At 69.4% G+C, this 448-nt stretch carries 1 protein-coding gene; it reads left to right on the top strand.

The genetic code is table 11. The annotated features are described in order from the left end of the window. Nucleotides 1-95: 95 nt before the first annotated feature. Nucleotides 96-448: LacI family DNA-binding transcriptional regulator (locus ACLZOT_RS49985; protein ID WP_416975984.1), on the top strand; the 353-nt coding region annotated here is incomplete at its 3' end.

A 448-nucleotide genomic window follows, 5' to 3' on the forward strand; every position in this document is an offset into this window, starting at 1 on the left:
GACTAATGCGCATTAGGATCACCCGGACCCTCTTCCAGCTGAACCGCATTAGTGCATACTGCTCGGGAAATGTGCCGAAGGAATGGGGGATCTCGATGTCGGGCAGGCGGTCACCGGCCCGGCGGCCGACGATGAAGGACATAGCGCGGCACGCCGGGGTCTCCCAGAGCGCGGTCTCCTTCGCGCTGAACGGCCGTCCTGGTGTCTCCGAGGAGACCCGGGACCGGGTGCGGCAGGTCGCCGAGGAGCTGGGCTGGCGGCCCAGTACGGCGGCGCGGGCGCTGTCCGGGGAGGGCGCGGCGACGGTCGGCTTCGTGCTGGCCCGGCCCGCGGACACCCTCGGCGTGGACTCCTTCTTCCTCCAGCTCGTCTCGGGCATCCAGGAGGTGCTGGCGGAGCGCCATCTCGGGCTGCTCTTCCAGGTGGTGGAGGACATCGCCGACGAGTG

The organism is Streptomyces sp. 4F14 (assembly GCF_048159485.1).
Lineage (GTDB): Bacteria > Actinomycetota > Actinomycetes > Streptomycetales > Streptomycetaceae > Streptomyces.